The sequence below is a fragment of the Bradyrhizobium sp. 1(2017) genome, assembly GCF_011602485.2.
GTDB lineage: Bacteria > Pseudomonadota > Alphaproteobacteria > Rhizobiales > Xanthobacteraceae > Bradyrhizobium.
Genome location: NZ_CP050022.2, coordinates 7,570,281 through 7,594,257, shown reverse-complemented (window position 1 = coordinate 7,594,257; position 23,977 = coordinate 7,570,281). Strand labels below are relative to the sequence as shown.

Below are 23,977 nucleotides of genomic sequence, written 5' to 3'. Positions count from 1 at the left end.
TTTGAGGTCTCTGGAATACTGGATCGCCCGCTTTCGCGGGCGATGACAGTGGAGAGTGTGGAGAGCGCTCGCGCCAAGCTCGTCATTGCGAGGAGCGTAGCGACGAAGCAACCCAGACTGTTGCCGCGGAGGGATTCTGGATTGCTTCGCGGAGCCTGTCATCGGGCCGCGCTTCGCGCGGACCCGTTGGCTCGCAACGGCGGCGGAGAGACCTGCCTTACCGCATCGGCGGTGCGTACTGCACGCCGCCGGCGTTCCACAGCTGGTTCATGCCGCGCGGGATCTTCAGCTTCGACTTCTCGCCGATATTGCGCTCATACATCTCGCCGTAATTGCCGACGTGACGGATGATGCGTGCAGCCCAGTCCTTGGTGAGGCCGAGTTGCTCGCCGTAACGGCCCTCGGTGCCGACGAGGCGCATCACTTCCGGCTTCTTCGACTTCAGCGCCTCGTCGATGTTCTCGGAAGTGACGCCCAGCTCCTCGGCGTTGATCATGGCGTACAGCGTCCATTTCACGATCATCATCCAGTCGTCGTCGCGCTGACGCACGACGGGGGCGAGCGGCTCCTTGGAGATCATGTCCGGCAGAATCATGTGGTCGCCGGGCTTCGACAGGTTCAGCCGCAGCGCATAGAGCTGGGAGACGTCGGCCGAGAGCGTGTCGCACTTGCCGGTGTCGTAGGCCTTCACGACGTCGTCGAGCTTGTCGAACTTGACCTCTTCATACTTCATGTTGTTGGCGCGGAAGTAGTCGGCAACGTTAAGCGTCGTCGTGGTGCCGGCTTGCATGCAGACCTTGCTGCCGGTCAGGTCCAGCGAGGTCTCCTTGTTGCGCGAACGCGGCAGCATGAAGCCCGCGCCGTCGTAATAGGCGACCGCGGGGAAATAGAGGTCGTAGTCGAGCTCGCGCGCCATGCTCCAGGTCGAGTTGCGCGAGAGGATGTCCACTTTCCGGCTCTGCAATTCCTTGAAGCGTTCGCCCGCGTCGAGCGGGACGAACTTCGCCTTGCCCGGGTCGTTGAAGATCGCCGCAGCCACCGCGCGGCAGAAATCGACGTCGAAGCCGGTCCAGTTGCCCTTGTCGTCGGGAATCGAGAAGCCCGGCAGGCCCCTGTTGACGCCGCACAGCACTTCGCCGCGCCGAACGGTGCGCTTCAGGGTACGGGTGTCGTAGAATTCATAGATGATGGCCGAGACGGCGACCAGCACGGCGACGGCGAGCCCGATCAGCAGGCCGCCACGAAAAGTGCGCATCATGTTGCTCTCTCGAAAAATCGGGAAAAGGAGTGTGGTCGAAGGGAAGGGCTTTAGAGCTCGGGCTTCTGCCGGATGACCACCTTGGTGCCGACGGGGACGCGATTGTAGAGATCGGCGACGTCATTGTTGACGAGGCGGAAGCAGCCCGAGGACACCTTCGTGCCGATCGTGTCGGGGCGGTTGGTGCCGTGGATGCGGTAGACGGTGGTACCGAGATACATGGCGCGGGCGCCCAGCGGATTGCCGGGGCCGCCGGCCATGAAGCGCGGTAGATAGGGCTGGCGCTGGATCATCTCCGGCGGCGGCACCCAGTCCGGCCATTCCTTCTTGTTGGTGATGGTCACGAGCCCCTGCCACTGGAAACCGTCGCGGCCGACGCCGATGCCGTAGCGGATCGCACGCCCGCCGGGCTGCACCAGGTAAAGGTGCCGTTCGGCGGTCGACACGATGATCGTGCCCGGCGGCTCGGTGGTGCGGAAATAGACGACCTGCTTCTGCCATTCCGGCTCGAGCTGATAGCCGTCATCGGCGATCAGGCCCGGCTCGTCGCCGCGGTCGGGCTGCTGGGCGAAAGTTTGAGGCGCGGACAGGGTCAGGCCGATCGCAGCCAAAAACATCCCGGTCAGGCGACGAAAATCCGTCATGTAAAGCTCTCCCCGCTGCCACAGCGCAAAATCATTCTGAAGCATCAAACCTGAGGGGCAGGTTCATGGCAAGTTGATGGCGCGCCGCTCTGGTATGTCACGAGAATGCTTTGGTTTTTTGACGAGCCCCGCAATGCCACAAACGGGGGATGGCGCGAAAAGCAGTGTTCGCGGCCGCAGCGGTGGTGCGCTCCCTCCCCCGCTTGCGGGGGAGGGTCGGGGAGAGGGTGTCTCCCGCAATGGGACACCCCCCAAGAGGAAAGAACCCTCACCCGGCGCTACGCGCCGACCTCTCCTGCAAGCGGGAGAGGCTCAGACCGAACTCGCCGCAAGATCAACTTTCGCAATTGGCACTGGACGCCAGTTAAATCTTGTTGCTCTCCGCCGGAATCCCCAGCCGCCGCACGATCTCCGCCCCCACTGCGCGCGCCTCCACCCGCGAGCCGATCCGGGGGCTGCGAAACCGCCGCCCTGAGCGTGTCCGGATCGTGACGATGCAATGCTCGTCCTCGGAGCGGCCACGGCGGTCCACGGTGATCGTCTTCACGTCGGGCCCCTCGATATGGTCCGTGCGCGGGGTGCCGTCGCCCCACAGCCGTTCGACCCGGATGTCGCTCTGCCGGATCACCCAGAACGCTCCGGTCACGAGGTTGGCGTAGCGATAGACCGCGAACGCCGCGAGCGCGCCGAGCGGCAGCAGCAGGATGTCGACATGGCTCGGCGGCCATCCGCGCCAGAGCTTGTAGGCATAGGGCACGGCGGACAACGCGACGGCGATCAGCGCGACGATGCGGATGTCCCGTGCGGGAAACGCCTCGAGCGGCTCGCCGAGATGCATCTCGGGATTGCTGGCATCGAGCGGATTGACGGGCTCCTCGACATTGGGAACCTCAAACTGTGCCGCGATCCGCGCCACGGTGTCATGAACATGGGTGACGTCCGAGATCGGCGGCGACGTCAGGCGTTCCCCGGAAGTCAGCGTGAAGACGAGTTGAAAGCGGGCCTTCACCCGCTTGCTGCCGGGAACCTGCAGCGCTGTGATGTCGTCCTTCGCGACGATCCGCGTGCGCAGCTTGCCGAACGGACTTTGCCGTCCGATCAGGATTTCGTTCGCCGTGATGATCCATACCACCGCCGGCGCCATCATGATGCCGACGACGAATCCCGCCCCCACCAGCAGCGCGACCACCGAGATAACGATTTCCAACGCGTCGCGCGTGAACAGGCCGGGCGTGAAGCACAGCGCAACGGCCGCCGCAAAAGCGGACATCACCAGCCGCTGCGCGATCGAGGAGCCTTCACGAAGGCGGATGTCGGGAGCGGTCGTTGTATCGTCCATCGCGGGCGGCTGATTGCGTCGCGTTGGAAACTCCACGGACGGGTCCGTGGAGTCAAGCAACAAGGACGAGACCCGGGCCGGTCACGGGACTCAACGGCGCACCCGCTCAGGAGCGATCCCCAGCCGTCGGGCAATCTCGTCGCTCACCGCCTGCGTCTCTGCTTCCGTTCCGATGCCCTGGCTGAGGAACTTCTGCCCGCTCAAGAGGTCGATCCTGACAACGTAGCGCTCCTCCTCGGCCCTGCTATCACGCTCCAACCCAATCGTGGCAACGTCGCTGCCTGTGATCGTCTCAGCAATTGGCTTGCCATCACGTGTCAGCCGTTCGGCGCGCACTTCGCCGTGGCGGACGATCCAGAATGCGCCGACGGATGTGTGCGCATATCGAAAAGAGAGGAGGAAAATAATGGCGACGATCGACACGAATATGATTTCGGCGGTCGCGAGAGGCAGGCCGTTCCAGAATTTGAACGCGTAGAAAATGGTGCAGAGGCCCGCGATGATCAGGATAATGACTCGCTTGAACGTGCCGGGGGCCTTTCGGACAGGTTCGCCGATCCGCATCTCCAAATTGGTGGCGTCAAGCGGGTTCACGGGAGAATCGATATCGAGGGCGCTAAGCTGCTCGGCGATCCGTGCTGCGGTTTCGCGGACGTGCGTGACCTCCGGGAATGGCGGCGAGATCAGGCGCTCTCCTGACGTCAGCTGCAAAGCGAGGCGGAAGCATGTTGGGTTGGTCCCGTCGCGATTGATCCGAGTTCCGGATATCTCCTCTCTCCGAATGAATCGGACATTCGGCTGGCCGAATGGCCGCGTCTTTTCGACGACGATGATGTCTAAAGCGATTGTCCAAAGCTCATCGGCGCCGAATGTCGTTTCGCGGAGCATCAGAACGCCGATCACCAAGCCGACCAACGCTGCAACGACCTCTGCGTATCCGTTCCGGGCCCATGTCGCGAGGCCGCAAACAGAAAAAGCCAACACGATGGTCGCAAAGCCAGCCCCAACAAGGCGACCTGCTGAAGATGTATTCTTGCGGAGACAAATTTCGCTTCCGGTCGTTGTGTCGTTCATTGCGTGCGTCAGACTCCCACGTCGCGGCGGAAGCTCCGCGAACGGCTCGGGTGAGTCAAGCAAGAAGAGTGTCTGAGCCCTGCAGCAACCTCAGGATTGGCTGCCGTGCTCAGCTGCTCGCGTTCAGCAGCTTCGCCACCGTGCGGTCGATCTCGTCATAGCTGCCTTCGCCTTCGTGCTGGAACACGATCTTGCCGTTCTGGTCGACGATGTATTGCGCGGGCCAGTACCGGTTGCGGTAGGCGTTCCAGGTCTTGGACGCATTGTCCTGCGCCACCGGATAGGTGATGCCGTGGCGCTTCAACGCGGCCTGCACGTTGGAGGCTGAACGCTCGAACGGGAATTCCGGCGTGTGCACGCCGACCACGACGAGGCCCTTGTCCTTGTACTTGGCGTAGAGGTCGGTGACGTGCGGCAGCGTGTTGACGCAGTTGACGCAGCCATAGGTCCAGAAATCGACCAGCACGACCTTGCCGCGGAGGTCGGCCATGCTCAGCGGCTTCGAGTTGAACCAATTGTTGATGCCGGTGAAATCGGGGGCGCTCTCCTGGTTCGCGGCAGCGGTAACAATGGGCGCAGCGCGCGCGGCCTCGTCGCAGATGCCGGGGATCACGGCGCCGGTGACGGTGAAGCCGATCAATGCAGCGGCCACGGTAAGAAGTTTGAACGTCATGGATGAGTCCTCCGGTGAAATGAAGCGGTGATCACAGGCCGATCTGGCCGGTGGGATAGAAGCCGGTGAGCCACGCCACGATCAGCGTGTCGTATTGGAAATAGGCGGCGACCGCGAAGGCGATCACGACGACGCCAAAGCCCTGCTGCAGCCGCGGCGAGATCCGGGCGAGGCTGCGCACGCGCGTGGTCGCGGCCTGTCCGCCATAGGCTATTCCCAGCATCGGGATCGCCGCGCCGATGGCGTAGGCGACCAGCAGCGTGCCGGCCCATGACAGGTTCTTCGAGGTCGCAACCAGCGTCAGGATCGAGCCGAGCACCGGGCCGGCGCAGGGTGTCCAGACCAGGCCGAGCGTGGTGCCGAGCACGAGGCCGCCGAGCGCGCCCTCGCGCTGCGTGGCGCCGGAATTGCCGAGATCGAGCCAGCCATTGAGCCGGATCGACAGCCATTCGAACGGGGTTGGCCACAACATCAACAGGCCGAAGCCGAGCAGCAGGATCGAGGCGGCCTCGCGCAGCACATTCGGATCGAAATCGAACAGCTGGGTGATCGCACCCAGCAGCAGCGCGGTCGCGGAGAACGAGAGGACGAAGCCGAGCGCGATCATCGCGGGGCGCAAGTGCCCCGCGCGCCCGATCGAGGCACCGAGCAGGATCGGCAGCATCGGCAGCGTGCAGGGCGCCGCGATGGTGAGAATTCCGGCGAGAACGGCGAACAAAAGTTCGAGCATGAGGCACTCGTGATGAGGGGCACGAGGGCTGTTCGCGATGAGCCAGCGGGTCGTTACGCGCCGTCACGGGTTCGTGACGGGGCTCCGTCTCGCAACGGGATTCTCCCCAAGAGGCGGGAGCCCGCGGCTGCAATGTTGCCAAATACAAAACGACCCGGACGGGGGCATCGTCCGGGTCGCTGGAGGTCTTGGGAGGTTTAACGAAACCGTATGAGAGCTTTATAGGAGGGAAGTTTTTCCGCCTGATGTTGTGCTTTGTTTCAATTGTTTCGTCGGCGGTAACACTTCCGTGTCCGGGGAAAGGGTCAGATCGATGACCCTATCCCTTTGAATTCGTTGAGGTTAGGCGGCGAAGCGCTCGACGCCGCAGCCTTTAAGCAATTCGGCCAGTTGCTTGCGGGCGTAGAACATGCGGGTCTTCACCGTGCTCTGGGGGATGCCGATGATCTGGCCGACCTCCTCCACCGACTTCTCGTGGTAGTAGACGAGGTTAATGATCTCGCGATGGGCGGGCGACAGCTTCTGCACGCAGGCGCGCAGGATGGCGCTGGTGTCGCTGCGGTCGAGCGAGGTCTCGGGCGTCTCCGCATCGTCGGGAATCTGGCGCACGTCTTCCTGGTCGATATCCTCGAAGCGCCGCTGGCGCATCGCGGTCAGGGCCTTGAAGCGGGCGATCGAGAGCAGCCAGGTCGAGACCTGCGAGCGGCCCTGAAACTGACCGGCAGTGCGCCACACGTCCAGGAACACCTGGCTGACGAGATCTTCCGCCGTGGTGGCGTCGCGCACGATGCGCAGGATGAAGCGGTAAACCCGCACATTGTGCCGGCAATAGAGGATGTGCATGGACGTCCGGTTGCCGCCCGCAATGCTTTCGAGAAGCATTTCGTCCGAAGTCGCCTGAACGGCAATGATGCTCTGGCTGGCCTGGGCGTTGATGGCGATGACGTTCGGCATTGACTTAGCTCCCCGTAGCGCCGCAACCGAGCGGCGTTTCCTTGGATCGAAGTGTTAATGAGCCAACGTTTCGGGACGTCTGCACGAAAAGGGGAAAATGGTTTCGTGCGCCGCCAAATTGTTTCGTCGAAATCGCCGCGACGAAACATTCGGAACAAAAAGCCGTGGAATTTCAATGTACGGAAAATACGGGAGTGGAGATCTGAGGCCTGAACGGAGCAGGCGGGAACGTTTTTCGGAGTTTGGCGTTTGGTGCCGCTTCAACCAGGCGCGGCGTGAGGCGGAGACTCGGAGTTACCAGTCTCGTGTCACAACCCCCGCTCGGGGTAATGGGGCCTGGCTTTCGCCAGGACGACAACGGAGAAATCAAGCCTTCTCGCCCGCCGGCGAGAACAGATAGCCGCCGCCGCGGATGGTGCGGATCACGGCGGGCTTTGCCGGATCGGGCTCGATCTTGCGGCGGATGCGCATGATGCGGAGATCGACGGCGCGGTCGAATGCTTCGGCGTCGCGCGCATTGGCGAGCTCCAGCAGGCGCTCGCGCGACAGCACACGCTTCGGATTGGCCGCGAACACCTTGAGCAGCCCGAACTCGGACGCCGTCAGCGGATGCTCGTTGCCCTCGTCGTCGCGCAAGGCCTGCGCTTCGAGATCGAGCCATTTGGTGCCGAAGCGCACCAATTGGTCCTTGTCGGATTTCGCAGCCGCAGCCTCCGGCGCGGCGGCCTTGGCTGGCACGCTCCGCCGCAGCACCGAGCGGATGCGGGCCATCAGCTCGCGCAGCTCGCACGGCTTTGCCACGTAATCGTCGGCGCCGAGCTCGAGCCCGACGACGCGGTCGATCGGGCTCGCGGTCGCCGTCAGCATGATCACGGGCACGTTGATGCGGCTCTTGAGGTCGCGGACGATCGACAGGCCGTCCTCCTCGGGCATGTTGAGATCGAGCACGACGAGGTCGGGCATGCTGCCGTCGATCGCGGCGCGCAAGGATTTGCCGCCGTCGCACAGCGTCACGGTGAAGCCGTGCATCTTGAGGTAATCACCGACCATCTCCCGGGCCGGGGCCTCGTCGTCGACGATCATGATGTGCTGGCTTTGTGTCATGTCACTAGGTCGGCATCTCAGTCGCGGGAAGGGTGATGGTGAAGGTCGAGCCCTTGCCGGGGCCCTCGCTGTCGGCGGTCACCTCGCCGCCATGCATGTCGATAATACGCTTGACGATGGACAACCCAAGCCCCGTCGAGCTCTCGCCGCCGGTCGGCTTTGCCGACAGCCGCTGGAACCGGCCGAACAGGCGGCCGAGATCCTCCGGCGACAGGCCGGCGCCCTCGTCGCTGACGCGGACGATGGTTTCGCCGCCCTCATGGCCCACGGCCACGGCGATCTTGCCGCCGATCGGCGAGTATTTGATGGCGTTGCTGATGAGGTTGTCGATCGCTTCGCGGATGCGGTCGGTATCGCACATGGTGACGATGTTGGGCGGTGCGGTGACGCTGATCGTCTGCTGCTTGTTGACCGCCAGCGGGTGGTTGGCGTCGGCGACTTCCTTGACCAGGGTGGCGACGTCGACCGGCTCGCGGCGGATGGTGATGTCGAAGGCATCCGCCATCGCGTCCGAGATCAGATGGTCGACCATCGTGGTCAGCCGCTTGGTGGCGTCGCGGATGTGGTCGACCTGGGCGACCACGCCGTTTTCCGAGGCGCCGGTCGAGATCAGCTCCTTCAGCATCTCGGTGCGGCCGAGGATGACGCCGAGCGGATTTTTCAGATCGTGCGCGACGGTGCCCAGGATCTCGTTCTTGAAGCCGTTGGCGCGCTGCAGCCGCAGCCATTGCGCGGAGAGGCGGCGGTTGGCCTGCATCAGCGCGCGGGTGCGCTGGGCGACGCGGTCCTCCAGCTGCGTGTTGGCGTCCTGGAGCTGCTGGTAGAGGATGACGTTGTCGAAGGCGATCGAGAGCCTTGAGGAGAAGATCTCGACCAGCGAGCGGTCGGTCTCGGACAGCTCGCGCTCGGCCTGCAGCAGCACCACGACCTCGCGGCCGCTGCCGGTGCGCAAGTAGATCACGCTGCGATGGTCGGCGAACTCGTTCTTGCGGCGCTGGAATGCGGCCTCCACCATCGCCCGCAGATCGGGGTCGAGTGCCTTCGACGTGGTGGTGCCGATGAAGCGGCTGTAGCAGCCGCTGCCGGCGAGCACCGAGAGCTCGGGGTCGATGCCGCCATTGTCACGCAGGACCAGGATGCCGGCGCAGTCGACGTTGAGCAGCGAGGCGAGCTGGGTCAGCACGCCCTCGGCGAGCCGCTGCATCGACTTGAAGTCGTACAACGTCGAGGCCGCGTCGATGATGATTTCCAGCCCGCGCCGCGTCTGCACCATGCGCTCGAGCTGCTGATAGGAGCGCAGCGCCGCGGTCAGCGAGGTGAAAAGCTTGTCGGCGGTGAGCTCGGTCTTGGCCTTGTAGTCGTTGATGTCGTACTGCACGATCACGCGCCGCTCCGGCGCCTGGCCGGGCTGGCCGGTGCGCAGGATGATGCGGACGGTCTCGTTCCTGATCTCGTTGCGGATGAACTCGACGAGCTCGAGGCCCGCGACGTCGGTCTCCATGATGACGTCGAGCAGCACGGCGGCGATGTCGCCGTGCTCGGCCATCAGCTTGCGACCTTCCGCCGCGGAATAGGCCGACAGGATCTCCAGGCTCTGGCCGTTCAAGCTGTAATCCGAGAGAGCAAAACGGGTGCCGTCATGCACGGCCGGATCGTCGTCGATGACGGCGATCTTCCATTTCCGGGCGTTGGCATCCTCCGACGCGGTACCGGTATCGTCGATCAGGTGGAGGACATCGTCCTGTTCGGCCATTGAGAAGTCCCGTCACTTTCTGTGTTTTGCGCGCCGCCCCTGGCGACGCGGGGCATGATAATCCGAAAAGTAGTGCCTTGTCCCAGCTTGGATTCCAGCATCATGCGGCCGCCGAGCTGCTGGGTCACGAGGTTATAGACGATATGCAGGCCGAGTCCCGTACCACCTTCATTGCGCCGAGTGGTAAAGAATGGGTCAAAGGCTTGGCGCTGCACGTCGGGGGTCATCCCGGCCCCGTCGTCGGCGAAGCTGATCTCGATGTCGTCGGCCCCGCGCGGCCGCGCCGAGATCGCGATCGTGCCGGCCCGGCCGTCGGCGAAGGCGTGGTTGGCGGCATTGAGGAACAGGTTGGTCAGGATCTGGCCGTAGGAGCCGGGATAGCCGTCGAGCAGCAGCCCCTCGGGCACGTCGACCTGAAGCGTGATCGGCGCGCGCTTCAGCACCGGACGCAGGCTGGCGATGATCTGGTCGGTGGCCTCGCTGAGCGAGAACTGCCGCCGCTCGGCATGGGACCGGTCGACCGCGACCTGCTTGAACGACTGGATCAGCTCGCCGGCGCGCTGCAGGTTGGCGACGAGCTGCTGCGAGGCGTCGCGCGAGGATTGTACGAATTCCTCCAGCTGTGAGCGGCGCAAGGCCCCGTCGCCCTTGAGCTGGGCCTCGAAGATCTCGGTGCGCCGGGCAAAGCTGGAGGCCACGGTGAGGCTGATGCCGATCGGGTTGTTGACCTCGTGCGCGACGCCGGCAACCAGGCCGCCGAGCGCGGCGAGCCGCTCGGCGTCGATCAGGTTCTGCTGCGCGGTGTTGAGCTCGAGCAGTGCGCTCTCGGCCTTCTCCTTGGACGCGCGCAGCTCGTCCTCGGTCTCGCGCTTGGCGATCGCGTTCTCGCGGAATACCTCGACCGCGCGCGCCATGGCGCCGACCTCGTCGCGTGCCTTGGTGCCCTGCACCTCGCGGTCGAGGTCGCCGAGCGTGATCGCGCGCATCGCGGTCATGATCTGCTGCAGCGGCAGGCGGATCGACAGCGCGATCATCACGCCGGCGGTGAGGATGATGCCGAGGAAGATCACCGCGATCGACAGCACGCGGCGTGAGATGTCCGCCAGCGTGCGGTCGAAGGTCTCCTGCGCCTTCTGCTCGCGCTGGCGCATCTTGGTCGAGAGATCGTCGATGGCGCCGATCGCCTCGGCCTGGCTGGCGTCGATGGTGTTGCGGAGCAGCTCGGTCCGGCTCGCCAGCTGCTCGGAGAGCTTTGCAAAACCCTCGCGCAGCGCGGTGGTCCGGGCGCCGAGCCGCCGCAGGGCCATGCGCTGGAGGTCGTTGTCGGCGAGATCGATCATCACGGGGATGGTCTTCTCGATCGTCTCGGTGTTGCGGCGGGCGTCGTCGGCGGCGCCAGGCGACAGCGACAGATAATAGGAATTGGCCGCGACCAGCATGGCGGTGAAGGCCTCGCGGGATTTGCCGAGCGACGGCCAGATCAGGGCGTCGCGATGGCCGGTCGCGCCTTCGATGATCGAATAGAGCCCCGCCATGTCCTTGGCCGGACCCTGGACCTGCTCCTCATAGGTCTTGGCGATGGTGGCCTGCACGCCGCGCAGCTCGCCGAAGCCGTTGAGGAAGCGGTCGGTGGTGCGTTCGAGCTCCTCGACCGAGCCCGACAGCATCGGGTCCTTGGTGGCGCGGTTGGTCAGCGTGCCCAGCACCGCCTCGCGCAGCAGGAGGATCTCGGCGAACAGGTCCGGACTCGGCTGGTTGATGTAGCGGTGGATCAGGTTTTGCAGCCGCCCGGTCTCGCTTTCGAGCAGCGCCAGGATCCGGTCGGACTCGCGCACCTGCCGCACGTCCTCCCAGGCCGAGCCCAGGACCTGCGCGCCGTTCCAGATCATCCCGACCAGCACCACCACCACGGCGGAGTTCAGCGCCGCGATCGACAGGATGCGCCAGCGGATCGGCACCGCCCGCAGCACGCCGACCAGCCGCGCGCGCAGCCGCCCGAGCGGGCCGGCCGGCCTGTCCGCGTGCTCGCTATGTCCGGCTGCGGCCAACTGGACCTACTCCACCTTGCGGATGCGTTCGATCAGCGCAGCTGCGGACGGATCGCGCGCGGTGTTGGCATAGATCGGAGCCATGGCGTCCTCGAACGGCTGGCGGTCGATCTCTCTGATGATGGTGACGCCGGCGGCTTCCGCCTTGCGCTGCGACTGTTCCTCCAGGTCGCGCCATTTCTCGCGCATGAAGTGGCTGGAGCGCTGCGCGGCCTCCCTGAAGATGGTCTGCTCCTCCGCCGAGAGGCTCTGCCAGGCCTTCAGCGAGATCACCAGCACCTCCGGGCTCATCGTGTGCGCGGTGAGGGTGTAATGGCCGGCGTACTTGTAATGGTCTGTCGTCACGAAGGATGGCCAGTTGTTTTCGGCGCCGTCGATCAGATGGTTGGCAAGCCCGGTGAGCACCTGCCCGTAGGGCAGCTCGACCGGTTCGGCGCCGAGCGAGCGAATCATCTGGCTCATCAACTCCGACTGCTGCACCCGGATCCGCAACCCCTTGAGGTCCGCGACGTTCCGGACCGGGCGAAGACCATTATAGATCGAGCGCGCGCCGGAATCGTAGAAGGCGAGCCCGACGAAGCCATAAGGCTCGAAACTGTTTAAGATCTCGCTGCCGACCGGCCCGTCCAGCACCTTCTGCATGTGCTCGATGGACCGGAACAGGAACGGCATCGCCAGCACGTTCATCGCCGGGACGAAATTGCCGATCAGCGCCACGTTGGTCCGGTTGAGGTCGATGGCGCCGGCCCGGGTCTGCTCGATGGTCTCCCTTTCCTCACCGAGCTGGCGGGAATGGAACACCTTGATCTCGTGCCGCCCGCCGGTGCGCTCGGCGATCAGGGCGCCCATGTAGCGCAGCGCCTGGACGGTCGGATAATTCTCGGCCTGGGTGTCGGCGGCGCGAAATTCGCGTGCGACGGCGCCCGTCGTCCAGACGGTCAGCAGAAGCGCGACGAAGATCACCCCGGCCCGCGAGAGTTCGGCACGGCTCAGCACTGGTACACTCAACCCCTCAGTGGTGGAGTCTATGGCGGAAGGAAAAGGTTCAACGCAACCTAGCAAATGGTTAGGGGAAGGCCATCCCGGCCACGGGCCCTGGGGCCGATTGTGCGGCGCGGCCGGCGCGCATTCCCGGTTGAAACCGCAACGGCCGCGCCTTAAGCAGGGGCGGTTGCCGTTTGCCGCGCCAGATGGGAAGAGCCATCGTGATTTCAGCCTTGCGCCTATTGCCGGTCGTCGCCATCGTTGCGGCGCTCACGTTCATCTCGAAAGCGCAGGCGGCAACCGAGATCGCGTGGTGGCACGCCATGTCCGGCGAGCTCGGCAAGCAACTGGAAAAGCTCGCTGCCGACTTCAACGCCTCGCAGTCCGATTACCGCATAGTGCCGAGCTACAAGGGCAACTACACCGAGACGGTGACTGCGGCGATCTTCGCCTTCCGCTCGCGCAGCCAGCCCGCCATCGTCCAGGTCAACGAGGTCGCCACCGCCACCATGACCGCGGCCAAGGGCGCGATCTACCCGGTGTTCAGCCTGATGCGGGACCAGGGCGAGCCGTTCTCGCTGGATGACTACCTTCCCGCCGTGTCCGGCTACTACACCGACGCGGCCGGCAATCTGTTGTCGTTCCCGTTCAACTCCTCGACGCCGATCCTCTATTACAACAAGACCATGTTCCGCGATGCGGGCCTCGATCCGGAGACACCGCCGAAGACCTGGCCGGAATTGGGGGCTGCCGCAAAACGCCTGCGCGATCGCGGCGCGGCCTGCGGTTTCACCACGTCCTGGCCGTCCTGGATCCATGTCGAGAATTTCTCCGCCTTCCACAATCTGCCGCTGGCGACGCGCGCGAACGGCTTTGCTGGATTGGATGCGGAATTGACCATCAACAACCCGTCGCTCGTGCAGCACATCGCAGCGCTCAGCGAGTGGCAGAAGACCAAGTTGTTCGACTATAGCGGCCGCGGCCAGTCGGCGGAGCCACGGTTTCAGAAGGGCGAATGCGGCATCTTCATCGGTTCCTCGGCGACCCGCGCCGACATCAAGGCGAACTCGAAATTCGAGATCGGCTACGGCATGATGCCGTACTGGCCCGACGTGAAGGGCGCGCCGCAGAATTCGATCATCGGCGGTGCCACGCTCTGGGTGCTGCGCGACCGGCCGCGCGAGGAATACAAGGGCGTGGCGCGGTTCTTCGCCTATCTGTCGCAGCCCGGCGTGCAGGCCGCCTGGCACCAGAACACCGGGTACTTGCCGATCACCCGCGCCGCCTTCGAGCTGACGCGCTCGCAGGGCTTCTACGAGCGCAATCCGGGCTCGGCGATCTCGTTCGAGGAGATCACGCTCAATCCGCCGACGGAGAATTCAAAGGGCATCCGGCTCGGCTCCTTCAACCTGATCCGCGGTGCGATCGAGGAAGAGCTGGAGCAGGCCTTTGCCGGCCAGAAGAGCGCGCAGGCAGCGCTCGATTCCGCCGTCGAACGCGGCAACAAGCTGCTGCGCCAGTTCGAGCGCGCAAGTCCGGACCGGTAGCGGCGGGATGGAAGCTCGGCGTTAGAGCGCAAGAGACCTTTCCACAGCGTCATGGCCGGGCTTGTCCCGGCCATCCACGCCTTAGCCGCAGCACGAAGAACGTGGATGCCCGGGACGAGCCCGGGCATGACGAACTCAAACGCATCAAGCACGTGATGTCGATGACACTGCCTCACTTCACCGATGCGGAAAGCTTTTGCGCCTTTCGTACCGATGCCTCGCGATGGCTATCCATCGCGCTCGACATCGCGCGTGGCCATGGCCTTGATGCCGGCGCGCCGCATGTCTTTGCGACCGGCACCAACCTCGTGGTCGGACTCGGCGACAAGCTGATCCTGAAGATCTTCCCGCCGCTGCTGCGCGCGCAATTCGTCTCAGAGCGCGGCTCGCTGACGCAGCTCAAGGGCCGTCTGCATCTGCCGATCCCCGAAATCGTCGCAGAGGGCGAGCGCGACGGCTGGCCCTATCTGGTCATCACCCGCCTTGCCGGCACGCTCGGCTCCGAGGTCTGGCCGCATCTGCCGGAAGACCAGAAGGAGCACCTGCTGCGCCAGATCGGCGAGACCATCGCCGCCGTGCAGCGCGCCCCGCTCGGCGCGCTCGCGCAGATCGAGCCGCGCTGGGCCGACTTCATGCGCCGGCAGATGCAGGGCTGCAGGGCGCGGCATACGCGTCTCGGCCTCGCGCCCAGGTTTCTCGCCGGGCTCGACGATCTCCTGCGCGATGCGGAGAAGCTGATCCCGATGGACGCGCCGCCGGTGATCCTGACCGGCGAATACATCCCGGAGAACTTCCTGCTCGGCTGCGACGACGGCAACTGGTCGCTCAAGGGCCTGTTCGATTTCGGCGACGTGCTCGCAGGGTGGCGCGATTACGATCTGCTCGGTCCCAGCGCCTTCATGGCGGCGGGCCGGCCGGGCCGGGTAAAGAGCCTGCTGGAAGGCTTCGGCGACGCAAAGCTGGACTTCGCGTTCAAGCGCCGCCTGATGGCCCTGATGCTGTTGCACCGCGCCAGCGATCTCAACAGCCATGTCTGCATCGAGGGCTGGCAGGAGAAGGCGGCCAATCTGATCGAGCTGCAGGAGATGATCTGGCCGGGGTGAGTGATCGTGCCCCGCTCTCTCCGTCATTCCGGGGCGCCGCAGAGCGGCGAGCCCGGAATCCATTTGCGCGTGTTCTGCGGCTCGATGAATTCCGGGCTCGATGCTGCGCCTCGCCTTGGCATGACAGGTGGTGCTTATTGGACGGGCTTGCATTTCGCACAGCTCATTTTATGAGCAGTTCAGCATCTTTGTATGCAATATCGGGCCTGCGCCAAGCACCCCAGGCTACTAAGGTTTCGGATTCTTCTCGATAATTCAGTCGGTTATCGAGGCCGTAAGCTTCTGTTAAGCCTTGGCACGAACCTTGCGAATCCGGTTCCAACCAAAAACCTTGTGTTGGAGCGATTTCATGAAGCGCCGCGATTTCCTCAAGTCCGTTTCCGGATTGGCCGCTGGCGCGGCGCTTCCGGCCATGCCGTCCGTGATCTCCTCGGCCAAGGCGGATGCCCGTTCGGAGACGCTGCTGATCGTCTCCGAGGGCGGCCCCAACAATCTCGACATCCACGGCATCGGCACCAACGTGCCCGGCTATGAGGTGTCCTGGAATTGCTACGACCGGCTGATCAGCCACGAGATGAAAGTCGGCCCCGGCGGGGTGCCTTATTACGACCGCGACAAGTTCAAGGGCGAGCTCGCCGAGGATTTCAAGATCGACGACATGTCGGTCACCTTCAAGTTGAAGAAGAACGCCAAATTCCACGACGGCGCACCGGTCACCGCCAAGGACGTGAAATGGTCGCTCGACCGCGCCGTCAACGTCGGCGGCTTCCCGACCTTCCAGATGAGCGCGGGCTCGCTGACCAAGCCCGAGCAGTTCGTCGTGATCGACGACCACACGATACGCGTCGACTTCCTGAAAAAGGACAAGCTGACGATTCCCGATCTCGCGGTGATCGTGCCCTGCGTCGTCAATTCCGAGCTGGTCAAGAAGAACGCCAGCGAGAAGGACCCCTGGGGTCTCGAATTCACCAAGCAGCAGACCGCGGGCTCCGGTGCCTACAAGGTCACGAAGTGGACGGCCGGCACCGAGGTCGTGATGGAGCGCAACGAGGATTGGGTCGGCGGTCCCATGCCCAAGATCAAGCGTGTGATCTGGCGCATGGTGCCGCAGGCCGGCAACCGCCGTGCGCTGCTGGAGCGCGGCGATGCCGACATCTCCTATGAGCTGCCGTTCAAGGATTTCCAGGAGATGAAGGCGAACGGCAAGCTCAACGTGGTGTCGCTGCCGTTCTCCAACGGCATCCAGTATATCGGCATGAACGTGACCAAGCCGCCGTTCGACAATCCGAAGGTGCGGCAGGCGATGGCCTATGCGATGCCGTACCAGAAGATCATGGACGCCGTGCTGTTCGGGCTTGGCAATCCCATGTTCGGCGCGCCCGCGGACAAGGCCACGGAGGTCGCCTGGCCGCAGCCGCACAAATACAACACCGACATGGCGAAGGCGAAGGCGCTCTTGGCGGAGGCCGGTTACGCCAACGGCTTCGAAACCACGATCTCGTTCGACCTGAACTTTGCCGGCGTCAACGAGCCGCTCTGCGTGCTCGTGCAGGAGAGCCTCGCCCAGCTCGGCATCAAGACCACCATCAACAAGGTGCCCGGCGCCAACTGGCGCACCGAGTTGAACAAGAAGGAGATGCCGCTCTTCACCAACGTGTTCTCGGGCTGGCTCGATTACCCCGAATACTTCTTCTACTGGTGCTATCACGGCAACAATTCCGTCTTCAACACCATGAGCTACAAGTCGGCGGCGATGGACAAGCTGATCGACGGCGCGCGCACGGCCGCTGCGACCGGCGACACGGCGGCCTACGATGCCGACGTGAAGGGCTTCGTCGATCTCGCCTACGCCGACATCCCGCGCATCCCGCTGTACCAGCCCTTCGTCAACGTCGCGATGCAGAAGAACATCAGCGGCTATCAATACTGGTTCCACCGCCGCCTGGACTATCGCGCGATGGCGAAGGGGTGAGTCGTCATGAGCGCGCGCGAGATGGCGGCGTCTCTCTGTATGTCTCGGTCGAGTGAGGCGAGCACAACACTCTCATTCCCTCTCCCCTTGAGGGAGAGGGTGGCTCGCCGCGTAGCGGCGAGACGGGTGAGGGGTCGCCACGAACTCCAACCCCGCTTCTGGCGACCCCTCACCCCAACCCTCTCCCACAAGGGGAGAGGGGGCGCTGCGGTACGCGCGGCGCGATCTCATTTCCACGCCAGGAGGCCGTCATGCTCACCATGATCGGCAAACGCCTGATGTTTGCGATCCCGTCGCTGATCGGGGTCGTCATCGTCACCTTCCTGCTGACGCGCGCGCTGCCGGGTGATCCCGCCGCCTACTTCGCCGGCCCGGCCGCGACCAAGGAGGCCGTCGAGCAGATCCGCAAGAAGCTCGGGCTCGACAAGCCGCTGATCGAGCAGTTCTTCCGCTACACCAACGACCTCGCCCATGGCGATTTCGGCAACTCGCTCACCACGGGACAGCCGGTCGCGGCCGAGATCCGCAATCGTCTGCCGGCCTCCGCCGAGCTGACGCTGCTCGGCCTCTTCGTCTCCATCGTGATCGCCATCCCGCTCGGCGTGCTGGCGGCAACGCGGCCGGGATCATGGATCGACCATCTCTGCCGGATCACGACGACAGCCGGCGTCTCGCTGCCCGTGTTCTTCACCGGCCTCGTACTGGTCTACGTGTTCTATTTCCGGCTCGGCTGGTCGCCGGCGCCGCTCGGCCGTCTCGACGTGTTCTACAGCGCGCCGCCGACGGTGACCGGCTTCTATCTGATCGACACCCTGATCGCCCGCGACGTCGAGGCGTTCCGCTCGGCACTGAGCCAGCTCATATTGCCGGCGACGACGCTCGCGATCTTTTCGCTGGCGCCGATCGCGCGCATGACGCGCGCCTCGATGCTGGCGGTGCTGGCGTCCGAATTCGTCCGCACCGCCCGCGCCAGTGGCCTGTCGCCGTCGACGGTGATCGTCACCTACGCATTCCGCAATGCGATGCTGCCCGTGATCACCACGCTCAGCATGGTGTTCTCGTTCCTGCTCGGCGCCAACGTGCTGGTGGAGAAAGTGTTCGCCTGGCCCGGCATCGGCTCCTACGCGGTGGAGGCGCTGATCTCGTCGGATTTCGCGCCGGTGCAGGGCTTCGTGCTGACCATGGCGGTGATGTACGTACTGCTCAATCTCGTGATCGACATTCTTTATGGCGTGATCGATCCACGCGTCAGGCTTGAGGGCTGAACCATGAGCTCCGTTGCACCTGCTGTTGAGCCCGTCGGCCCCGCCCGCACCTCGGGACTCGTCGCGATCCTCGAACAGACTCGCTACGTGCTCGGCGAGAACAAGGTCACGGGCTTTGCCTTCGTTCTGCTGATCCTGATCCTCATGGCTGCGGTGTTCGGCCCTTGTATGGTGCCCTACGATCCGCTGGCGTCCGACACCGCCGCGGCACTGAAGCCGCCGTCGGCGGCGCATTGGTTCGGCACTGACCAGCTCGGGCGCGACATCTTCAGCCGCGTCATCGTGGCAACCCGGCTCGACGTCTTCATCGCGGTCGCCTCGGTCGCGCTGGTGTTCCTGATGGGTGGCCTCGCCGGCATTGCCGCCGGCTATTTCGGCGGCTGGACCGACCGCATCGTCGGCCGCATCGCCGACACCATCATGGCGTTCCCGCTGTTCGTACTGGCGATGGGCATCGTCGCCGCTCTCGGCAACACCGTGCAGAACATCATCCTCGCCACCGCGATCGTGAACTTCCCGCTCTATGCCCGCGTCGCGCGCGCCGAGGCCAATGTCCGCCGCAATGCCGGCTTCGTGCAGGCGGCGCGTCTGTCGGGCAACGGCGAATTCCGCATCGTCCTGGTGCACATCCTGCCGAACATCATGCCGATCATGATCGTGCAGATGTCGCTGACCATGGGCTACGCCATCCTCAATGCCGCCGGCCTCTCCTTCATCGGCCTCGGCGTCCGCCCGCCCACCGCCGAATGGGGCATCATGGTCGCCGAAGGCGCCGGCTTCATGGTGTCGGGCGAATGGTGGATCGCGCTCTTCCCCGGCCTCGCTCTGATGATCGCCGTGTTCTGCTTCAACCTCCTCGGCGATGGCCTGCGCGACATCGTCGATCCGCAGCGGAGGACGTGATGGCTGCGCAACGCCCAAATGTCCCGCGAAAATTCCCAAATGAATTCAACGCTGTTCTACTGTGCATGGGGTTGTTTTCGCACTTTTTGAGTGTCGGGAGGGCTGCATGACCGCCCAGCCCCTGCTCGACGTCCAGGACCTCACGGTCGAATTCACCACCCGCCGTGGCATCGTCAAGGCGGTGCAGCACGTCAACATCTCCGTCGCCAAGGGCGAGACGCTGGCCATCGTCGGCGAGTCCGGGTCCGGCAAGTCGGTGACCTCCTATGCGGTGATGCGCATCCTCGACCGCGCGGGGCGGATCGCCGAGGGCTCGGTGATGTTCTCCGGCATCGACGTCAAGGCCGCGACCGAAGACCAGATGCGCGACCTGCGCGGCCGCGAGGTCTCGATGATCTTCCAGAACCCGCGCGCCGCCCTCAATCCGATCCGGAAAGTCGGCGACCAGATCGAGGACGTGCTGCGCACCCATGTGCAGCAGGCCCAGGTGGCCGATCACGGCGAGAAGGCGATCGAGGCGCTGGAGCAGGTCAAGATCGCCCGCCCGCGCGAGCGCTACCACGCCTATCCGTTCGAGCTGTCGGGCGGCATGTGCCAGCGCGTCGTCATCGCGCTCGCGCTCGCCTGCAATCCGCAGTTGCTGATCGCGGACGAGCCGACCACCGGTCTCGACGTCACCACCCAGAAGGCGGTGATGGATCTCATCGTCGAGCTGACCAAGCGCAAGGCGATGTCGACCATCCTGATCACCCACGACCTCGGCCTTGCCGCCGCCTATTGCGACCGCGTCGTCGTGATGGAAAAGGGCCGCGTGGTCGAGACCGCGAAGGCCGCCGACATCTTCGCGAACCCGCAGCACCCGTACACAAAGAAGCTGATGCGCGCGACGCCGCGGCTCGGCGTGAGTCTGCGGGATCTGCTGCCGGAGGAGCAGCCGCAATCCTCATCTGTCATGACCGAGCCTGACCCGGCCATCCATCGCGCTTCGCAAGACTCCTCTCAGTCGAGCGACCCCCGGGTCAACTCCGGGGGTGACGAGACATCAAAGCCGCTCCTCCTCGTCGACAAGCTCGTGAAAGAATATCCCCGCCAGGGCGCCACCGCCGTGCTGGGAAAACTGTTCGGCCGCAGGCCGCCCGTGGAGCCGGACGTGTTCCGCGCCGTCGACGGCATCAGCTTCTCGATCAGCGTTGGCGAGAGCGTCGGCCTCGTCGGCGAGTCCGGCTGCGGCAAGTCGACGACGTCGATGATGGTGATGCGGCTGCTCGACCAGACCTCCGGCCTGATCCAGTTCGACGGCGAGGACATCTCCGGCATCGCCCCATCAGCCTTCGCCCGGCTGCCGCAGCGCAGCCGCATCCAGATGGTGTTCCAGGACCCGACCGACAGCCTCAACCCGCGCTTCACCGCCGCGCGCGCCATCGCCGATCCGATTTTGCAGCTCGGCGACATCAGGGAGCGCGACGCGCTGCGTGCCCGCTGCGAGGAACTTGCCACCATGGTCGGCCTGCCGCACGATCTGCTCGATCGCTTCCCGCATCAGCTTTCAGGTGGCCAGAAGGCCCGTGTCGGCATAGCCCGCGCCATCGCGCTGCATCCAAAGCTCATCATCCTGGACGAGCCGACCGCGGCGCTGGACGTCTCGGTGCAGGCGGTGGTGCTCAATCTGCTCCAGGACCTGAAGCAGCGGCTAGGTATGAGCTATCTGTTCGTCTCGCATGATTTGAATGTGGTGCGCTTGTTGTGCGATCGTGTCATTGTGATGCGGACGGGACGGATCGTCGAGGAGGGCTCTTCCGAGCAGGTGCTCAGCGATCCCAAGGACGACTATACCAAGGAACTGCTGACGGCGATCCCGCATCCGCCGTTGCAGATCCACTGAGAGTGCACTGAGATCAGCTCGAGAGCGTGATGGCCGAACCCCTGGACGACTATATCGACGCCGTATCGAAAGCGCTGGCGCTGCCGGTCGAGGAGGCCTGGCGACCCGCGGTGCGCGCCAATCTGGACGTCTCGCTGCGGCTCGCCCGCCTCGTCGACGAATTCGCGCTGCCGGACGAGACCGAGCCGGCGCCGATCTTCACGGCCTGATGCTGCCATGACCACCAAGCCAGAGATGACGGCTGCCGAGATCGCGAAAGCGGTCGCAGGCGGTCAATTGTCGGCACTCGATGCCACCGAAGCTGCGCTCGCGCGCATCAAGCAACATGATGGCGTCCTCAATTCCTTCACCGACGTCACTGCCGATCGCGCCCGCGCGAGGGCGCGCGCGATCGACGCCGACATCGCGGCGGGAAAGCAGGCCGGCCCGCTCGCCGGCGTGCCCTTCGCGGTGAAGAACCTGTTCGACGTGGCTCACGTCACGACGCGCGCGGGCTCGAAGATCAACCGCGACCTCGCACCCGCCAAACGTGACGCCACGCTGATCGAGCGCTTGGAGGCCGCCGGCGCCGTGCTGGTCGGCGCGCTCAACATGGGCGAATACGCCTACGACTTCACCGGCGAGAACATTCATGACGGTCCCTCGCGCAATCCGCACGACACCACGCGGATGACCGGCGGCTCCTCCGGTGGGTCCGGCAGCGCCGTCGGCGGCGCGCTGGTGCCGATCGCGCTGGGATCGGACACCAATGGCTCGATCCGCGTGCCGTCGTCCTTCTGCGGCATCTTTGGCCTCAAGCCGACCTATGGCCGGCTGTCGCGCGCGCGCACGTTCCCATTCGTGGCGAGCCTCGATCATCTCGGTCCGCTGGCGCGTTCCGTCACCGATCTCGCGCTCGCCTATGATGCGATGCAGGGGCCGGACGCCGACGATAGCGCCTGCACAACGCGTGGGCTCGAACCAACGCTGCCGCTGCTTGCCAATCCGGTTTCGGATCTGCGCATCGCCATTGCCGGCGGCCACTTCCAGAACAACGTGTTTCCAGAGGCCGTCGAAGCCGTCAGCCGCGTCGCCAAGGCGCTGGGCCCGACGAAGGTCGTCAACGTGCCCGAGGCCTCGCGCGCCCGCGCCGCCGCTTACGTCATCACCACCACCGAGGGCGCCTCGCTGCATCTCGATCGCCTGCGCAAGCGCCCGAACGATTTCGATCCGGCGGTGCGCGACCGGCTGATCGCCGGCGCGATGGTGCCGGCGCCGCTGGTCGACCGCGCGCATAAATTCCGGCGCTGGTATCGCGCCCAGCTCGCCGAGATCTTCAGATCGGTCGACGTGCTGCTTGCACCCGCAACGCCTTGCACGGCACCGAAGCTGGGACAGGTGAACTTCAACCTCGACGGCGTCGAGATGCCGGTGCGCGCCAATATCGGCATCCACACCCAGCCGATCTCGTTCGTCGGCCTGCCGGTGGTGGCGGTGCCGGTGCCGCTCGCGCCGCTGCCGATCGGCGTGCAGATCATCGCTGCGCCCTGGCGCGAGGACATCGCGTTGCGGGTCGCCTACGCATTGGAACAGATGGGTGTCGCTTCCGCGCCCAGCCCAAGAGGATTGTGAGATGGAGATCGATCTCCCCGACGTCATCGCGGAAGTCAAAGCCGCGTTCGATCGCTATGAGCAGGCCCTCATCAGCAACGACGTCGCCGTGCTGGGTGAGCTGTTCCGCAACGATCCCCGCACCATACGCTACGGCATCGGCGAGAACCTCTATGGCTACGAGGCGATCTCCGGTTTCCGCGCCGCGCGCTCGCCCGTCGGCCTGAACCGGCGCACCGCCAAGACGGTCATCAGCAGCTACGGCCGCGACACGGCCGTGGCTTCCACCCTGTTCTATCGCGACACGGCGCCCGGCAAGGTCGGCCGGCAGATGCAGACCTGGATACGCTTCCCTGAGGGCTGGCGCGTCGTCGCCGCCCATGTCAGCATCATCGACGAGTCGAACGAGACCTGACCGTATGACGCTTGACGATCTTCCGCAGGGAACATTGCCGGCCGAGCCGGTGGTGCCGCGCGTCGACCGGGCGCAACCCAGCCTGCACAAGGTCACGCGCGCCGAGGAGCTGCGGCTTCAGCTCGCCGACGAGATCGTGCAGGGAACCCTGGCGCCCGGCGCGCCGCTGGACGAGACCGACATCGCGCGGCGCTTCAGCGTCTCCCGCACGCCGGTGCGCGAGGCGTTGCGCCAGCTGGTGGCGAGCGGCCTGGTCGAAGCGCGCGCCCATCGCGGTGCGGTGGTGGCGCGGCCCTCGATCGAGCGGCTGACCAGCATGTTCGAGGCAATGGCCGAGCTCGAGGCATTGTGTGCCGGGCTTGCCGCCGAACGCATGTCCGCCGCGGAGCGCCATGGCTTGGAGGCCATTCACGAAGAGCTGCGGGTGCTGAGCCATGCCGGCAATCCCGAACGTTTCCACGAGGTCAACGAGCGCTTCCACAACGCGATCTATGCGGGGTCGCAGAACGGCTACATCGCCGAGATCACGCTGGCGACGCGCGTCCGCGTGCAGCCGTTCCGCCGCGCCCAGTTCCGCAATCTCGGCCGGTTGGCGAAATCGCAAGCCGAGCACGACCGCGTCGTCGTCGCCATCATGCGCGGCGAGAAGCAGGGCGCGGCAGCCGCCATGCGCGCGCATATCGAGCTGGTGCGCGGGGAGTATGAGATTTACGCGGTGTCGGTGTAGGGCGGTGCCCGT

Annotated in this window: 21 protein-coding genes; 10 read left to right on the top strand and 11 right to left on the bottom strand. The window is 64.9% G+C overall.

Annotation, left to right across the window (positions count from 1 at the left end; all coding sequences use genetic code 11):
• Window positions 1–217: 217 nt before the first annotated feature.
• From HAP40_RS36010 to HAP40_RS35960, 11 genes are all read right to left on the bottom strand, one after another.
• Complete coding sequence (locus HAP40_RS36010; protein ID WP_166819221.1) at window positions 218–1,255, bottom strand: amino acid ABC transporter substrate-binding protein; 1,038 nt, start codon at window positions 1,253–1,255, stop codon at window positions 218–220.
• A 53-nt stretch (window positions 1,256–1,308) separates the two neighbouring features.
• Window positions 1,309–1,902: a L,D-transpeptidase gene (locus HAP40_RS36005; protein WP_166812353.1), complete on the bottom strand. Its 594-nt coding sequence runs from the start codon at window positions 1,900–1,902 to the stop codon at window positions 1,309–1,311.
• 364 nt (window positions 1,903–2,266) lie between these two features.
• Window positions 2,267–3,241 (bottom strand): hypothetical protein, encoded by a 975-nt coding sequence (locus HAP40_RS36000; RefSeq protein ID WP_166812355.1) that lies wholly within the window; start codon window positions 3,239–3,241, stop codon window positions 2,267–2,269.
• Between the two features lie 90 nt (window positions 3,242–3,331).
• Window positions 3,332–4,315 carry a hypothetical protein gene (locus tag HAP40_RS35995; protein WP_166812357.1) on the bottom strand — a complete coding sequence of 328 codons (984 nt, stop codon included), beginning with the start codon at window positions 4,313–4,315 and terminating at the stop codon, window positions 3,332–3,334.
• Between the two features lie 109 nt (window positions 4,316–4,424).
• The gene (locus tag HAP40_RS35990; protein WP_166812359.1) at window positions 4,425–4,988 is read right to left on the bottom strand and encodes a thioredoxin family protein; all 564 of its coding nucleotides are present in this window, start codon (window positions 4,986–4,988) and stop codon (window positions 4,425–4,427) included.
• Between the two features lie 31 nt (window positions 4,989–5,019).
• Window positions 5,020–5,718: a cytochrome c biogenesis CcdA family protein gene (locus tag HAP40_RS35985; RefSeq protein ID WP_166812361.1), complete on the bottom strand. Its 699-nt coding sequence runs from the start codon at window positions 5,716–5,718 to the stop codon at window positions 5,020–5,022.
• Window positions 5,719–6,060: 342 nt separating this feature from the next.
• Entirely contained in the window at window positions 6,061–6,672 is a 612-nt protein-coding gene (locus HAP40_RS35980; protein WP_166812363.1) for a sigma-70 family RNA polymerase sigma factor, read from the bottom strand.
• Between the two features lie 366 nt (window positions 6,673–7,038).
• Window positions 7,039–7,776 carry a response regulator gene (locus HAP40_RS35975; protein WP_166812365.1) on the bottom strand — a complete coding sequence of 246 codons (738 nt, stop codon included), beginning with the start codon at window positions 7,774–7,776 and terminating at the stop codon, window positions 7,039–7,041.
• Window positions 7,777–7,780: 4 nt separating this feature from the next.
• A complete protein-coding gene (locus tag HAP40_RS35970) occupies window positions 7,781–9,529 on the bottom strand; it encodes an ATP-binding response regulator (protein ID WP_166812367.1) in 1,749 nt (582 codons plus the stop codon).
• Window positions 9,499–11,577 (bottom strand): sensor histidine kinase, encoded by a 2,079-nt coding sequence (locus HAP40_RS35965; RefSeq protein ID WP_166812369.1) that lies wholly within the window; start codon window positions 11,575–11,577, stop codon window positions 9,499–9,501. The genes HAP40_RS35970 and HAP40_RS35965 overlap by 31 nt, the downstream gene beginning before the upstream one ends.
• Window positions 11,578–11,583: 6 nt before the next feature.
• The gene (locus tag HAP40_RS35960; RefSeq protein ID WP_166812371.1) at window positions 11,584–12,573 is read right to left on the bottom strand and encodes a TRAP transporter substrate-binding protein; all 990 of its coding nucleotides are present in this window, start codon (window positions 12,571–12,573) and stop codon (window positions 11,584–11,586) included.
• 194 nt (window positions 12,574–12,767) lie between these two features.
• Between HAP40_RS35960 and ugpB the strand changes: the two genes are divergently transcribed.
• The 10 genes from ugpB to HAP40_RS35910 all read left to right on the top strand — a co-directional run bounded on the left by ugpB (window position 12,768) and on the right by HAP40_RS35910 (window position 23,965).
• A complete protein-coding gene (ugpB, locus tag HAP40_RS35955) occupies window positions 12,768–14,108 on the top strand; it encodes a sn-glycerol-3-phosphate ABC transporter substrate-binding protein UgpB (RefSeq protein WP_166812372.1) in 1,341 nt (446 codons plus the stop codon).
• Window positions 14,109–14,263: 155 nt separating this feature from the next.
• Window positions 14,264–15,211: an aminoglycoside phosphotransferase family protein gene (locus HAP40_RS35950; protein WP_208024850.1), complete on the top strand. Its 948-nt coding sequence runs from the start codon at window positions 14,264–14,266 to the stop codon at window positions 15,209–15,211.
• Window positions 15,212–15,560: 349 nt separating this feature from the next.
• Window positions 15,561–17,183, top strand: a complete 1,623-nt coding sequence (locus HAP40_RS35945; RefSeq protein WP_166812376.1) for an ABC transporter substrate-binding protein — start codon at window positions 15,561–15,563, stop codon at window positions 17,181–17,183.
• A gap of 251 nt (window positions 17,184–17,434) precedes the next feature.
• Window positions 17,435–18,448 (top strand): ABC transporter permease, encoded by a 1,014-nt coding sequence (locus tag HAP40_RS35940; RefSeq protein WP_166812378.1) that lies wholly within the window; start codon window positions 17,435–17,437, stop codon window positions 18,446–18,448.
• Between the two features lie 3 nt (window positions 18,449–18,451).
• The gene (locus HAP40_RS35935; protein ID WP_166812380.1) at window positions 18,452–19,351 is read left to right on the top strand and encodes an ABC transporter permease; all 900 of its coding nucleotides are present in this window, start codon (window positions 18,452–18,454) and stop codon (window positions 19,349–19,351) included.
• Between the two features lie 106 nt (window positions 19,352–19,457).
• Window positions 19,458–21,233, top strand: coding sequence for a dipeptide ABC transporter ATP-binding protein (locus HAP40_RS35930; protein WP_166812382.1), 1,776 nt, complete (start codon window positions 19,458–19,460; stop codon window positions 21,231–21,233).
• A 29-nt stretch (window positions 21,234–21,262) separates the two neighbouring features.
• Entirely contained in the window at window positions 21,263–21,442 is a 180-nt protein-coding gene (locus HAP40_RS35925; protein WP_166812384.1) for a DUF4089 domain-containing protein, read from the top strand.
• A 7-nt stretch (window positions 21,443–21,449) separates the two neighbouring features.
• The gene (locus HAP40_RS35920; protein WP_166812386.1) at window positions 21,450–22,844 is read left to right on the top strand and encodes an AtzE family amidohydrolase; all 1,395 of its coding nucleotides are present in this window, start codon (window positions 21,450–21,452) and stop codon (window positions 22,842–22,844) included.
• A gap of 1 nt (window position 22,845) precedes the next feature.
• On the top strand, window positions 22,846–23,238 hold the full coding sequence (gene hpxZ / locus HAP40_RS35915; protein WP_166812389.1) for an oxalurate catabolism protein HpxZ: 393 nt from the start codon (window positions 22,846–22,848) through the stop codon (window positions 23,236–23,238).
• A 4-nt stretch (window positions 23,239–23,242) separates the two neighbouring features.
• The gene (locus HAP40_RS35910; protein WP_166812391.1) at window positions 23,243–23,965 is read left to right on the top strand and encodes a GntR family transcriptional regulator; all 723 of its coding nucleotides are present in this window, start codon (window positions 23,243–23,245) and stop codon (window positions 23,963–23,965) included.
• Window positions 23,966–23,977: the final 12 nt, after the last annotated feature.

Bases quoted from the DNA above. Each gene is read 5' to 3' on its own strand.
- HAP40_RS36010 (WP_166819221.1), bottom strand. From the start codon at position 1,255: ATGCGCACTTTTCGTGGCGGCCTGCTGATCGGGCTCGCCGTCGCCGTG.
- HAP40_RS36005 (WP_166812353.1), bottom strand. From the start codon at position 1,902: ATGACGGATTTTCGTCGCCTGACCGGGATGTTTTTGGCTGCGATCGGC.
- HAP40_RS36000 (WP_166812355.1), bottom strand. From the start codon at position 3,241: ATGGACGATACAACGACCGCTCCCGACATCCGCCTTCGTGAAGGCTCC.
- HAP40_RS35995 (WP_166812357.1), bottom strand. From the start codon at position 4,315: ATGAACGACACAACGACCGGAAGCGAAATTTGTCTCCGCAAGAATACA.
- HAP40_RS35990 (WP_166812359.1), bottom strand. From the start codon at position 4,988: ATGACGTTCAAACTTCTTACCGTGGCCGCTGCATTGATCGGCTTCACC.
- HAP40_RS35985 (WP_166812361.1), bottom strand. From the start codon at position 5,718: ATGCTCGAACTTTTGTTCGCCGTTCTCGCCGGAATTCTCACCATCGCG.
- HAP40_RS35980 (WP_166812363.1), bottom strand. From the start codon at position 6,672: ATGCCGAACGTCATCGCCATCAACGCCCAGGCCAGCCAGAGCATCATT.
- HAP40_RS35975 (WP_166812365.1), bottom strand. From the start codon at position 7,776: ATGACACAAAGCCAGCACATCATGATCGTCGACGACGAGGCCCCGGCC.
- HAP40_RS35970 (WP_166812367.1), bottom strand. From the start codon at position 9,529: ATGGCCGAACAGGACGATGTCCTCCACCTGATCGACGATACCGGTACC.
- ugpB (WP_166812372.1), top strand. From the start codon at position 12,768: ATGGGAAGAGCCATCGTGATTTCAGCCTTGCGCCTATTGCCGGTCGTC.
- HAP40_RS35950 (WP_208024850.1), top strand. From the start codon at position 14,264: ATGTCGATGACACTGCCTCACTTCACCGATGCGGAAAGCTTTTGCGCC.
- HAP40_RS35945 (WP_166812376.1), top strand. From the start codon at position 15,561: ATGAAGCGCCGCGATTTCCTCAAGTCCGTTTCCGGATTGGCCGCTGGC.
- HAP40_RS35940 (WP_166812378.1), top strand. From the start codon at position 17,435: ATGCTCACCATGATCGGCAAACGCCTGATGTTTGCGATCCCGTCGCTG.
- HAP40_RS35935 (WP_166812380.1), top strand. From the start codon at position 18,452: ATGAGCTCCGTTGCACCTGCTGTTGAGCCCGTCGGCCCCGCCCGCACC.
- HAP40_RS35930 (WP_166812382.1), top strand. From the start codon at position 19,458: ATGACCGCCCAGCCCCTGCTCGACGTCCAGGACCTCACGGTCGAATTC.
- HAP40_RS35925 (WP_166812384.1), top strand. From the start codon at position 21,263: ATGGCCGAACCCCTGGACGACTATATCGACGCCGTATCGAAAGCGCTG.
- HAP40_RS35920 (WP_166812386.1), top strand. From the start codon at position 21,450: ATGACCACCAAGCCAGAGATGACGGCTGCCGAGATCGCGAAAGCGGTC.
- hpxZ (WP_166812389.1), top strand. From the start codon at position 22,846: ATGGAGATCGATCTCCCCGACGTCATCGCGGAAGTCAAAGCCGCGTTC.
- HAP40_RS35910 (WP_166812391.1), top strand. From the start codon at position 23,243: ATGACGCTTGACGATCTTCCGCAGGGAACATTGCCGGCCGAGCCGGTG.